Here is a 12,279-nt window from a genome sequence, read left to right as displayed (position 1 = left end):
TTCGCCGGAGGTGCCGCGGGCTGCCGCCGGGCGTCCGCGGCGCCGTCGTCGCGGGTCGCGCGGTTCCCCGCGCCTCTGTCGGGGCGCTGTGGGACCGCGGTTCACCGCTCACCGGCGTCACCGCGCCGCAGGTCGGCGTCGGTGAGGCCCTCCAGTTCGCCGTGGGTGTCCAGCCAGTAGAGCAGGGCGACCGCGGGGATGACGAGCAGGACGGCGACGAGGGTGACGAACGCCAGCCAGCGCAGGGTGGTGGCGGCGCCCGCGCCCTCGGCGACGGTCAGCGAGGTCGGGATCAGGTAGGGGCGCTGTGCCATGCCCCAGGCGATCACGGCCGAGGCGACCACGGCGACCGCGGTGACCCGGGACCAGGCGCCGGAGGGCCGGGTCAGCAGCCAGGCGGTGGCGAGCGTGGCCGCCACCGCGACCAGGACGAAGACCAGGCCGACGCCGTGGGTGAGGCCGTGCCAGACGTGCGGCGCGTCGCCGTGGGTGACGAAGAGGGTGACGACGGCGAGCACGGCGACCGCGGCGAGGGCGGCCAGCGCCCGCCGCCGGAAGTAGCGGTCCAGGTCCGGCGCGCCGAAGCGGCGGGCGTCCGCGGCGAGGAAGACGGCGCCGAGCGTCGCCGTCGCGGCGATGGCGAGCAGGCCGAACAGCAGGGACGTGGGGTTGGCCCAGGCGTCCGTGGACGCCGTCGTCGCGGCGGTCACCCGGCCCGAGGCCACCCCGCCGGCCGCGGCGCCGAGGAAGAACGGCGTCAGCAGGGAGGAGACGGCGAACACCGCCCCGTACAGGCGCCGTCCGGCCAGCCGCCGGACGGGCTTGCGCAGGGCGAAGCCCGCGCCGCGCAGCACGATGCCCACGGCGGCCAGCGCCAGGGGCAGCCACATGGCGGTGAAGACCCGCTGGAAGAAGACCGGGAACCCGGTCCACATGATCACCAGCACGAAGATCAGCCAGACGTTGTTGACCTCCCAGACCGGCTCCATCGCGTGGTCGATCAGGTCGCGCGGACGCCTGCCGCGCTCGGCGCCGCCCGCGGTCAGGTCCCAGAAGCCGGCGCCGTAGTCCGTACCGCCGCCGCAGGCGTAGGCGGCGATGACGCACAGCAGGACGGCGGCGATCACCCCGGCGATCACAGCCGGCTCCCGGTGGACCGCGGGCCGTACGGGGTGTCCGTCTCCGGGGTGTCGGGCTCGGGTGTCTCCTTCGGCGGTCGCGGGCCGCCCCGCTCGTCGGCGTGCCGCCAGCGCGACCGCATCCTGAGCAGCACCGCGAGGAACGACCCGAAGACGAAGACGTACACGACGACGACCAGCGCGAACATGATCCACAGGCTGGTGGAGCGGGTCGCGGTCACCGCCTCGGCGACCCGCATGTTCTGGTAGACGATCCAGGGCTGGCGGCCCACCTCGGTGGTGATCCAGCCGCACTCGACGGCGCCGACGGAGGCGACGCCCGCGCACGCGGCGGCGCGGAAGAACCACGGGGAGACGGGCAGCCGGCGGCGCCACAGCCACAGGCCGCCGTACCAGAGGGCGAGCAGGAGCAGCAGCGAGCCGATGCCGACCATGGTGTCGAAGGCGAAGTGGGCGATGGTGGCCTGGGCGGCCGTCGGCCGGTCGTCCGCGGGGACCGAGGTCAGCCCGGTGACCCGGGTGTCCGGGCGGAAGCCGGCCAGGATGGAGTCGAGCTGCGGGATCCTGATACCGCCGGAGACGGTGCCGTCCGCCTGGAGGCGGCCGAACAGGTACTCCGGGACGTGGGTGCCGGTCTTCCAGACGATCTCCATGGCGGCGAACTTCACCGGCTGCTTGTGGAAGACCTGCCGGGCGATGGAGTCGCCGAGCACGAACTGCACGGGGGTGCACACGGCGGCGAGCGTGAAGGGGACCGTGAAGCCGAGCCGGTGGTAGCGGTCCCGGCGGCCGCGCAGCCACCCCACGGCGTAGACACCGGCGACCACGTAGCCCGCCGTCACGAACATCGCGAAGACGAAGTGCCAGTACTCCGGGCCGAACATGGGGGTGAAGACCGCCTTCCAGATCTTCACGTCGACCGGGTCGCCCGCGGCGTCGAGGGTGAAGCCGCGCGGGGTGTTCATCCACGAGTTGGCGGCCAGGATGCCGAAGGCGCCGAGCAGGGCGACGAACGGCAGGGGCAGGCCGAGCAGGAAGTGCGCGCGGGAGGGCAGCCGGCGCCAGCCGTAGAGGTAGACGGCGATGAGGACGGCCTCCAGGAAGAACGCCCAGGCCTCGACGCCGAAGCCGATGCCGAAGACGTCGCCCCAGCGGCCCATCATGCCCGGCCACAGCAGCCCGAACTCGAAGGAGAGCACGGTGCCGGTGACCACGCCGATCGCGAACTGCACCGCCATGACGGCCGACCACCGCCGGGCGAGCAGCAGGGCGGTGGCGTCGCCGCGGCGCAGGCCGTAGCCGTGCATGACGAGCGTGATCAGCGGCAGTGCCACCCCGAGGGGCACCAGGATGATGTGGGAGGCCAGGGTGAAGGCCATCATCGACCGGGCCGGCAGTGTCTGCGCCGGTACGTCGGCGAGGGCGCCGGCGAGCAGGAGGACCGTGTGCACGGGTCAGCCGCCGGTGGCGAAGCCCGGGAAGAGGGTCATCCCGCCGTCGACGTAGAGGGTGGCGCCGACGACGTAGTCCATGAGGTCGGAGGCGAGGCCGACGGCCGCGTGGCCGATGTCCTCGGGGTCGCCGATGCGGTCGTAGGGGATCAGCCGCAGCAGGTCCTCCCGGGCCTCGGGGGTGTCCCAGGCGTCGCGGTTGATGGGGGTCCTGATGGCCCCGGGGGCGATCGCGTTCACGCGGATCTTCTTCGGGGCGAGCTCCTGGGCGAGGGTCTCCATCATCATCTGCACCCCGCCCTTGGAGGAGGCGTAGTTGACGTGCCCGGCCCACGGGATGATCTGGTGCACCGAGCTCATGCAGATGATCTTCCCGGCCGCCCGTGACACCTCGGGGACCACACCACGGCGCAGGAACTCCTTCGTCGCCTCCCGCGCGCACAGGAACTGGCCGGTGAGGTTGACGTCCAGGACCTTCTGCCACTGGGCGAGGGTCATCTCGGTGAACGGCGCGTCCCGCTGGAGTCCCGCGTTGGCGACCAGGATGTCGATCGTGCCGAACTCCCGGACCATCCGGTCCGTCATCGCGACGACCTGCCGCTCGTCGGAGACGTCCGCCTCGTAGGCCGCGGCCCGGACGCCGTAGCCGGTGATCTCCTCGACCACCTTCTCGGCCTCCTCGCCGCCGGCCACGTAGTTGACCACGACATCGGCCCCGGCCCGGCCCAGGGCGATGGCCGTCGCCTTGCCGATGCCGGAGTTCGCGCCGGTCACCAGGGCCTTCTGGCCCTTCAGCAGATGGGCGGGGATCACGCCCTGGGGCGTCCCCTCGGTGGCACTCACGATGTCCTGCTCCTCCACTGCCTGCCCGCGTCCACCGGGCCGACCGCCCGGAAGTACGGTCATCAGACAAGCACCGGTCGGGGTCGGCGGCGTGCCGCGCCGGACCGCGTTGCGCTGCCCGGCGCAGCGACTTCGCCCGGTCGGGGGCCGGGTGCCCGCGCGGGCTCAGCCCAGTCGCTCCAGCAGGTGGTCGCCGACGCGCAGGGCGTTCGCGATGGCCGTCAGGGACGGGTTCACCGCGCCGATGCTCGGGAAGAAGCTGGTGTCGACGACGTAGAGGTTGTCCAGGTCGTGGGCCTTGCAGTGGACGTCCAGGGCCGAGGACGCCGGGTCGGTGCCGAACCGCACCGTGCCCGCCTGGTGCGCGGTGGCCCCGATCGGCATGCCCTTGTGCAGGTAGATGCTGTGGGACAGCAGCCGGTGCTCGTGCATGCCCAGGTGGCCGAGCATGTGCTGGAGCTTGTGCCGCAGCCGCTTCAGCCCGGCGGTGTTGTTGTCCTCGTCGAGGGTGAGCCGGATCTGCCCGTCGTCCTCCAGGGTGACCCGGTTCTCCGGCCGCGGCAGGTCCTCGCCGCACAGCCAGAAGTCGACGGCGTGATGGGCGAGCACCTCGAACGGCATGTCCGGCATGACCGCCCCGGCCCAGCGCGGGGCCTCGCCGTGGATCTGCTCGGCGTCCGACTTGCCGAGCATCTGGATCCCGCCGAGCGGGTACTCCCAGTCGTCCGCGCCCAGGTACCAGTCGTGCAGGGCGAGCGTCTTCTGGAACCGGGTGTCGTTGGGTTCCTTCGAGACGGCCATCAGCGCGAGGTTGTTGTGGCGCATGTAGTGCCGGCCGACCACGTCCGAGCTGTTCGCGAGGCCGCGCGGATGCCGGTCGTTGGCCGAGGCCAGCAGCAGCGCCGCGGAGTTGACGGCCCCGCAGGCCACCACCACGACGTCGGCCGAGAACCGCACCTCCCGCTCACCGGGGAGCCGGGCCACCACACCGGTGACGGCGCGTCCGGTGGGGTCGGTCTCCAGCCGGGTCACCCGCGCGTGGGTGACCATCTCCACGTTCGGGTGCTCCAGGGCCGGTTCCACGCAGATCACCTGGGCGTCGGACTTGGCCCGCACCAGGCAGGGGAAGCCGTCCACGCGCTCGCAGCGGATGCAGGCGCTGGCGTGGGTGGCCCGGCCGTGCTCGTCCTGGGTGAGGTCGACCCCGATCGGCAGGTGGAAGGGGTGCAGCCCCTGCTTCTCCAGATCCATGCCCAACTGCTCGATACGCGGCTCGTGTTCGACCGGCGGGTACGCGTACTGGGCACTGCACGGCCCCTCCCAGGGGTCCTCGCCGTGCCGGCCGTGCACCCGGTAGAGGTGCTCGGCCTGGGTGTAGTACGGCTCCAGGTCGTCGTAGCCGATGGGCCAGGCCGGGGAGACGCCGTCGTGGTGGCGGAGCTCGCCGAAGTCCTCGGGGCGCAGCCGGAACAGGGCCGCGCCGTAGAACTTGGTGTTGCCGCCGACGTAGTAGTTCACCTCGGGCGGGAACTCCTCGCCGTGCCGGTCCAGCCAGAACTCCGGGGCCCGGTACTTGGCCTTGACGAACACGGCGGTGGAGTCCCAGTTGTCGCGTTCGCGCGGCAGGTAGCCGCCGCGTTCGAGGATGAGCACGCGTTTCCCGGACGGGGCGAGACGGTGGGCCAGCGTGCCGCCGCCGGCACCGGTGCCGATGACGATGACGTCGTACGGGGGCAGGGTGTCCATGGCAAGCACCGTCCTTGTCCGCGTGGTCTGCGCCCGGTGCGGCTCCTGTCCTTCGAACGTACGCGCCGCGCGGAACCACGGCACCCGGAGCGGACACCGCGGTCGGAACACGCGGTCAGAACACGGCGATCGGGTTCACCGGGGAGCCGGTCGCCCCCGGAAGGCGCAGGGGGGCGACGGCGCACAGGAAGTGCCAGCGGCCCTGGCGCTCGCACTCCGGGACCAGTTCCTCGAAGTCGAGCCAGTCCAGCAGGTAGAGCCCCAGGGCGTTGACGGCGAGCACGTGCACGGGGAACCCGACCCCGGTGACCGCGCTCGGCGCGGCGTCGCTGTTGCCGTCCGAGCCCAGGACCGACACGCCCCGCCCGGCGAGGAACTCCACCGCCGTGGGGTGCAGGCCCGCCCGGGCCCGCGTCACGTCCCAGGGGCCGAGGACACGGCGCCGCAGCCGGTGCCCGACCCGCACGAACAGCAGGTCGCCCGGCCCGACCGCGGTCCGCTGGGCGGCCTCGGCCGCACCGAGGTCGGCGGCGGTCACCTGCTCGCCGGGCTCCAGCCAGCGCACCCCGCGCAGCCGCGGGACGTCCAGCAGGACACCGCGGCCGACGATGCCGTTCCGCACCAGGTCGAGCGAGAGCGCGCCGGCGCCGTCCGGTGTCACCGTGCTCGCCGGGACGCCGCCGTACAGCTCGCCGTCGAAGATCACGTGGCAGAGCGCGTCGAGATGGCTGTCGACGTCGCCGTGGACGTCCATGGCGAACCGGTCGCGGGCGAAGGCGAGTCCGGGCCCGGCGGCCTCCTCGCGCGTGGGCGCCGTCATCCGGTGGGACGCGGGCTGGGGGTCGTCCGGACCGGGCCGGGTCTCGACCGTCGCGGCCAGTGACACCGTGCGCCCGGACCGGACCGCGGCGGCGGCCGCCACGACCCGCTCCGGCGTCAGCCGGCCGAGCACACCGCGCCGGACCGCCCCGCCCTCCGGGGCGCCCCCGGCCCGCAACCGGCGGTACAGGTCCCGGAAGTCCGCCTCACTGAGAGGCCGCCCGGGGTCGGGGCGGGGCCGGTCCGCGTCGGGGCGGGGCCGGTCCTGGTCGGGGCGGGACGGGTCCACTTCGGGGCGGGGCCGCTCCGGGTCCAGGCGAGGCTGGTCCGCGTCGGGGCGGGGCCGGTCCTGGTCCGGGCGAAGCCGCTCCGGGTCGGGGCAGGGCCGGTCCTGGTCGGGGCGGGGCTGGTCCGGGGGCATCGGGGAACCTCCTGCCGCTGTCGGCCCCCCTGCGGCACATGGTCTCCCAGGGTGCGGGCGTTGTGCGCGCGGAATAGGCTGAACAGCAGGAATGCCAGGTCGTGCGGGCGGGTTCCACCGCCGCCGGTCGCCTTGATCCGGCCCCACGCCGGGTTCGAGCGCGACGCACCGTTCTTCCTGCGGAGACCCCCGGCCAACCCTCTCCCGACGGGCGCCGGATCCGAGGTCCGCAGCTTGCGATCCCCGTGGAGGCCGGGATGCGAGTCGTCGTTGATCTTTCCCGATGTGAGGGGTACGCGCAGTGCGCGTTCCTGGCCCCGGACGCGTTCCGGATGCACGGCGAGGAAGCGCTGATGTACGACCCGAACCCCGACGAGGCCCAGCGCGAGCGGGTGCTGCGCGCCGCGGCGGCCTGCCCGGTCCAGGCGATCCTCGTCGACCGGCTGGAGGGCCGGGAGGTACCGGTGGAGGCGTCGAGGCCATGACCAGCGCCGACAACCTGCGCGCGTTCAGGCGCGACGGCCGGATCGTGATCGTCGGAGCGTCGCTGGCGGGACTGCGGGCCGCGGAGACCCTGCGCGAAGAGGGCTTCACCGGGTCGCTCACGATGATCGGCGACGAACTGGGCGAGCCCTACGACCGTCCGCCGCTGTCGAAGCAGGTGCTGACCGGCTGGGTGCCGGCCGGCGGCACCACGCTGCCCCGGCGCCGTGACATCGACGCGCAATGGCTGCTGGGCGTGCCCGCGAGCGGCCTTGACCTGGCCGCCGAGCGGGTGCGTCTCGCCGACGGGAGCGAGGTCCCCTTCGACCGGGTGCTGATCTCCACCGGGGTACGGGCCCGGCCCTGGTTCGTGGAGAGCGAGGCCGCCCTGGACGGGGTGTTCGTCGTACGGACCCGGGAGCACGCCGAGGGGCTCCAGCGGGCGCTCGCCGCCGGGCCCTCGCGGGTGCTGGTCATCGGCGCCGGGTTCACCGGCTCCGAGATCGCCTCCATCTGCCGGGAGCGGGACATCCCGGTGACCGTCGCCGAACTCGCGCCCGCCCCGCTGGTCGGCGCGCTCGGCGCGATGATCGGCGAGGTGGCCGCGGACCTTCAGCGCGCCCACGGCGTCGACCTGCGCTGCGGTGTCAAGGTCACCCGGCTGGAGGGCGACGCCCAGGGGCGGCTGCGCCGGGCCCACTTCGACGACGGCAGCACACTCGACGCCGACGTGGCGGTGGTCGCGCTCGGCGGCATCCGCAACACCGAGTGGCTCCAGGGCTCCGGGCTGGCCGCCGGGGTCTGGGGCATCGCCTGCGACACGGGCTGCCGCGCCCTCGACCTCAACGGCCTGGTCACCGACGACGTGTTCGCCGCCGGGGACGTGGCGCGCTGCCCGAACCCGGTCTACGAGTACCGGCTCATCTCGCTGGAGCACTGGGCCAACGCCGTGGAGCAGGCCGAGGTCGCCGCCCACAACATGATCAACGGCCAGGCGGACCGCTGGCCCCACCTGTCCATCCCGCTGTTCTGGTCGATCCAGTTCGGCGTCAACATCAAGTCCGTGGGCGTGCCGACCTTCGCCGACGAGGTGGTCGTCACCCAGGGGTCGGTGCCCGACCACCGCTTCGTCGCCGCGTACGGCTACCGGGGCCGGGTCACCGCGGCGGTGAGCTTCAACAACGCGAAGTGGCTGGACCACTACCGGCGGCTGATCGAGACCGCCGCGCCCTTCCCGCCGCCCTGCCCCACCCCCGACCAGCCCGTCGACACCAAGCCGGTGCCCGTCGACTTCCCCGGCCCCACCCTGCTCGCCCAGGGCGCCACCGTGGTCGTCACCGGGCACGACCCGGGCGAGCGGCGCGTGACGGCCGCCTACCAGCACCACCGCTAGCAGGGAGAGCGAGATGTCCACGACCGACACGGTGCACCGGATCCTCGACTACTCCTCGCGGGCCGACCCCTACCCGCTCTACGCCGAGCTGCGCGAGACGCCGGTGGCCCGGCAGGACGACGGCAGTTACGTCATCAGCACCTACCGCGAGCTCACCGACATCCTGCACAACCCGCACCTGAGCTCCGACGTCCGCAACCTGGCGCATCCGATGCCCTCGGCCGGGGGCGGGGACACCCCGGCGTTCATCAACATGGACCCGCCCGAGCACGACCGGCTGCGGCGGATGGCGATGCGCCACTTCGGGCCCCCGAACACCCCGGGCCTGGTGACCGGCCTGGAACCGGCCCTCGCCGACACCGTCGGCTCCCTCGTCGGCGGCTTCGCGGGCAAGGAGCGGATCGACATCGTCGACGACCTCGCCTACCCGTTCCCCGTCACGGTGATCTGCCGGCTGCTCGGCGTGCCGCGCGAGGACGAGCCGCGGTTCCGGCTGTGGGTGAACGACATCATCGACTCGATCGACTACGACCCGCGGACCGACCCGGAGGAGAAGCTCCAGCACGGCATCAAGGCCCGCCAGGACCTGCGCCACTACCTCGGCGGGCTGGTCGAGCAGCGCCACGGCCGCCCGGGGGACGACCTGCTGTCACGGCTGGCCAACGACGACGGGCCGGACGGGCGGATGACCGACGAGGAGATCATCAGCACCGCGAACCTGCTGCTGATCGCGGGCCACGAGACCACCGTCAACCTCATCACCAACGGCATGCTGACCCTGCTGCGCCACCCGGAGCTGCTGGCCCGCCTGCGCGAGGAACCGGACCTGGTCGTACCGCTGGTCGAGGAGCTGCTGCGCTACGAGCCGCCCGTGCACATCATTCCCTGGCGGGCGGCGTACAGCGATGTCACCGTGGCCGACACCGTCATCCCCAAGGGCTCGCAGGTCATGCTGATGCTGGCCTCGGGCAGCCGCGATCCGGAGCGCTTCCACGATCCCGACCGCTTCGACCCCGACCGGAGCGACAACCAGCACCTCGGCTTCGGCAGCGGCATCCACCTCTGCTTCGGCGGCCCGCTGGCCCGGCGGGAGGCCCAGATCGCACTGGGCGAGCTGGCCCGCCGCCTGGACCGGCCGTCCCTGGTCGCCGACCCGCCGCCGTACCGCCGCAGCCCGGTCCTGCGCGGCCCGATCCACCTGCACGTGGAACAGGGCGACGGCGGGACCTAGCGCCGGCGCGTGGCGGCGCGTGGCGGCGCGTCTCAGGTGGTGAGGACGTCGATGCCGTCGCCGAGGAGTTTGAGGCCGAGCACGAAGAACAGGACGGCCATGACGGCGACGTTGTGCCGCGCGGCCCACTCCCGCCAGTTGGCGAGGACGCCCTTGGCGCGTTCGCCCATCACCAGGTAGACGGCGAGCGGCGCGAGCACGCCGAGGGACGCGATGACCACGAAGACCGCGAGCGCCCCGATCTGCTCCGGCACGGAGATCCCCGCGGAGCTGATGGAGGCGGCCGCGGCGATGGTCAGGGGCGCGTTCTTGAGGTTGCCGGCGGAGAGCAGCAGCCCCAGGCCGAGGATCTTGGCGGGGGTGAAGCGGTCGATCGCCGCCATCCACTTCGGCAGCCGGGCCTGGGAGGGGTCCTTGGGGCGCCGCCGCCACTGGACGGCGCCGAAGAGCGCGAGCAGCGCGCCCAGCACGAGCTTGAGGACGCCGACCCAGGTGGCCGGCTCCTTGTGGTCCGAGGCGCCGCCCGTCCCGCCCACGACCAGCATGATCCCGCCGAGCGCCGCGAGCCCCAGCACCCAGCCGAGGCCGAACAGCGCTCCGTTGCGGCCGCCCTTCGGGGTGGCCAGGAGCAGGATGATCGCCACGATCGGCAGCGGGCTGACCGCGACACCCGCGGCCAGCCCCAGCACATCCCCGACGGCGTGTCCCACTGCGGCCTCCACGGGGTGAGCCGGACGCGTACCCTCCCCGCCATCGTGAGACCCCCCGACCACACGGGCCACCGCCCACGGGCGATCGGGTGACCGCGGCGACGGCAGCCGGGGGCGCGGCGGAAGAAGGCCGGGCGGTCACCCGGTGGTGTGGACTTCGGTCCGGGCCGTCGCGGTGGGGCTGTCCGGGGGCGGTTCCGGGGGGCCTGGACCGGCCTAGACTCCGCGCACATGTCGCTCTGGCTGCTCAACCACTTCAGCACCTTCACCCTGGCCGTCGTCTCCGTCGGCGGGACCGTCGCGCTGGCCGTCGCCGGCAGTGTGCTGATGCGCCGCAGGTACCCGTCGCTGGCCCGTGGCGAGCACAACGACATGGTCGGGGTGACGCTGGGGATGTTCGGCGCCATCTACGGCATCATCCTGGCGTTCGTGATCGTCACCCTGTGGACGCAGCTGGAGGACACCCAGACCATCGTCGCCACCGAGGCCACCGACGCGGCGCTCATCAGCCGTGACGCGGCCGCGTTCCCGCCTGCGGTACGGGCCGGGCTCGACTCCACCCTGAGCGGCTATGTGCACACGGTCGTCGAGGACCAGTGGCCCCGGATGCGCGCGGGGCACCCCGGCTACGGGGCCACGGAGACCCGTCTCCAGGCGGCCTTCCAGGTGTTGCAGAAGTACGACCCCAAGACCGAGCGGGAGCAGGTCTTCTACGAGCAGGCCGTCGGCCACCTCGACGACGTCGCCTCCCAGCGCCGGGCCCGGATCACCATGGCCCGCCAGGAACTGCCCGCCCTGCTCCAGGCCCTGGCCTTCGGCGGCGCCGTCGTGCTGGTCCCGCTCACGTTCCTCTACGGCATGCGCAAGCTGCGGGTCCAGATCCTGTTCGTCGCCTCGGTCGCCGGGCTCGTCGGCTTCAGCCTGCTCCTCGTCTTCGTCCTGGACCGCCCCTTCGCCGGGGACCTCAGCGTCAGCCCCGCCCCGTACCGCGAGGGGGCCCTCGCCCGCTACTGGACCCGGTGAGCGGCCGGCTAGTGCGGTGCGGGCTCGTCGCCGACGTACCGCGCCAGGGCCGCCGCGGTGGCCGTGAGGTCCGTGCGGACGGCGGCTTCACGAGGGGTCAGGTCCTGCTGCCGGCCGACGACCGAGACCGCGGCCCGGATGCGCCCGGCGCCGTCGCGCACGGGTATGGCGTACTCGGTGACGCCGTGCTCGAACTCGCCGTGCGCCGCGACGACACCGCGCCGCCGGTCGCGGTCGTTGGCGGCGGCGACCTCCCCGGCGGAGTGGGCCGCGTGCGGGCCGCCGACGCCGATCAGCTCGTAGTCGTCGAGCAGGGCGGTGATCTCCGCGGCGGTGTGGTCGAGGAGCAGCGCGCGGCCGGCGCCGGTGCACCAGCACGGGGTGACCAGGCTGGCCACGCCCTGCCACTCCTGGGCGGGGCCCGCCGCGGACTCGGCGCGCAGCAGCAGCACCTGGACGCCGTCGCGGACGGAGAGCCGGGCGCCGGCCCCGTGCTCGACGGCCAGCCGGCGCAGCAGCGGGCGGCTGCGGGCGACCAGGCCGGGGTGCAGGGACGCGGCCGTGGCGAAGAAGGCGTCGCCCGCGCGGAACGTGGAGTCGTCGAGGCGCTCCAGGAAGCCCTTGTCGCACAGGTCCTGGGTGGTGCGTGAGGCCTTGCTGCGCTCGACGCCGACCTCGTCGGCGAGCCGGCTGACGTTGAAGCCGCCCCGGCCGGAGGCCTCGCGGTCGAGGACCTTGTTGACCATCCGCAGGGCCGCGCGCAGCGAGGAGGCCGTCCCCACGCCCGTGCCCGGCGGGCGGGGTACGGGGCCGTTCGTCGTCACGTCCGCACTATAGCGAGCGGCCCCTGACCAGCACCCCGCCACGAAGCCACCGGGCCGAGGACGGGGGGGACGGGGGGACGGGGGGCAGACAGAACGGACGGGGGGTGCCTCTATGTCTTCCGTCAAGGCACCCCTGTCGGGTTTGGTGTGGTTCGGTGTTGCTGGGGTTATGCGGCGAGCTCGATGTCCGTCGGTG

At 73.4% G+C, this 12,279-nt stretch carries 11 protein-coding genes; 4 read left to right on the top strand and 7 right to left on the bottom strand.

Annotation, left to right across the window (positions count from 1 at the left end):
* Positions 1-101 precede the first annotated feature (101 nt).
* The 5 genes from ACZ619_RS09055 to ACZ619_RS09035 all read right to left on the bottom strand — a co-directional run bounded on the left by ACZ619_RS09055 (position 102) and on the right by ACZ619_RS09035 (position 6,419).
* Entirely contained in the window at positions 102-1,139 is a 1,038-nt protein-coding gene (locus tag ACZ619_RS09055) for a cytochrome d ubiquinol oxidase subunit II (protein ID WP_469596092.1), read from the bottom strand.
* Positions 1,136-2,521, bottom strand: a complete 1,386-nt coding sequence (locus tag ACZ619_RS09050; protein ID WP_469596752.1) for a cytochrome ubiquinol oxidase subunit I — start codon at positions 2,519-2,521, stop codon at positions 1,136-1,138. Before ACZ619_RS09050 ends, ACZ619_RS09055 begins: the two co-directional genes overlap by 4 nt.
* A 72-nt stretch (positions 2,522-2,593) precedes the next feature.
* Positions 2,594-3,388 carry an SDR family oxidoreductase gene (locus tag ACZ619_RS09045; RefSeq protein ID WP_469596749.1) on the bottom strand — a complete coding sequence of 265 codons (795 nt, stop codon included), beginning with the start codon at positions 3,386-3,388 and terminating at the stop codon, positions 2,594-2,596.
* A 210-nt stretch (positions 3,389-3,598) separates the two neighbouring features.
* On the bottom strand, positions 3,599-5,179 hold the full coding sequence (locus ACZ619_RS09040) for a GMC oxidoreductase (RefSeq protein WP_469596090.1): 1,581 nt from the start codon (positions 5,177-5,179) through the stop codon (positions 3,599-3,601).
* A 115-nt stretch (positions 5,180-5,294) separates the two neighbouring features.
* The gene (locus ACZ619_RS09035; protein ID WP_469596087.1) at positions 5,295-6,419 is read right to left on the bottom strand and encodes a cyclase family protein; all 1,125 of its coding nucleotides are present in this window, start codon (positions 6,417-6,419) and stop codon (positions 5,295-5,297) included.
* 257 nt (positions 6,420-6,676) lie between these two features.
* On the opposite strand from ACZ619_RS09035, the gene ACZ619_RS09030 reads away from it, so the two are divergent.
* The 3 genes from ACZ619_RS09030 to ACZ619_RS09020 are packed head-to-tail and all read left to right on the top strand — an operon-like array spanning position 6,677 to position 9,526.
* Positions 6,677-6,904 (top strand): ferredoxin, encoded by a 228-nt coding sequence (locus tag ACZ619_RS09030; protein WP_469596084.1) that lies wholly within the window; start codon positions 6,677-6,679, stop codon positions 6,902-6,904.
* Positions 6,901-8,295, top strand: coding sequence for an NAD(P)/FAD-dependent oxidoreductase (locus ACZ619_RS09025; RefSeq protein WP_469596081.1), 1,395 nt, complete (start codon positions 6,901-6,903; stop codon positions 8,293-8,295). Before ACZ619_RS09030 ends, ACZ619_RS09025 begins: the two co-directional genes overlap by 4 nt.
* A gap of 13 nt (positions 8,296-8,308) precedes the next feature.
* Positions 8,309-9,526, top strand: a complete 1,218-nt coding sequence (locus ACZ619_RS09020) for a cytochrome P450 (protein ID WP_469596079.1) — start codon at positions 8,309-8,311, stop codon at positions 9,524-9,526.
* A gap of 32 nt (positions 9,527-9,558) precedes the next feature.
* On the opposite strand, the gene ACZ619_RS09015 is transcribed toward ACZ619_RS09020, so the two are convergent.
* Positions 9,559-10,236 (bottom strand): GAP family protein, encoded by a 678-nt coding sequence (locus ACZ619_RS09015; RefSeq protein WP_469596077.1) that lies wholly within the window; start codon positions 10,234-10,236, stop codon positions 9,559-9,561.
* Between the two features lie 231 nt (positions 10,237-10,467).
* On the opposite strand from ACZ619_RS09015, the gene ACZ619_RS09010 reads away from it, so the two are divergent.
* A complete protein-coding gene (locus ACZ619_RS09010) occupies positions 10,468-11,259 on the top strand; it encodes a bestrophin-like domain (protein ID WP_469596075.1) in 792 nt (263 codons plus the stop codon).
* Between the two features lie 8 nt (positions 11,260-11,267).
* Here ACZ619_RS09010 and ACZ619_RS09005 read toward each other — a convergent pair whose 3' ends face one another.
* A complete protein-coding gene (locus ACZ619_RS09005) occupies positions 11,268-12,083 on the bottom strand; it encodes an IclR family transcriptional regulator (protein ID WP_469596072.1) in 816 nt (271 codons plus the stop codon).
* Positions 12,084-12,279 lie beyond the last annotated feature (196 nt).

The sequence above is a fragment of the Streptomyces sp. NPDC104367 genome (genome assembly GCF_055583825.1).
The sequence above is the reverse complement of the archived record's forward strand: the minus strand, read 5'-3'. Positions and strand labels throughout refer to the sequence as shown.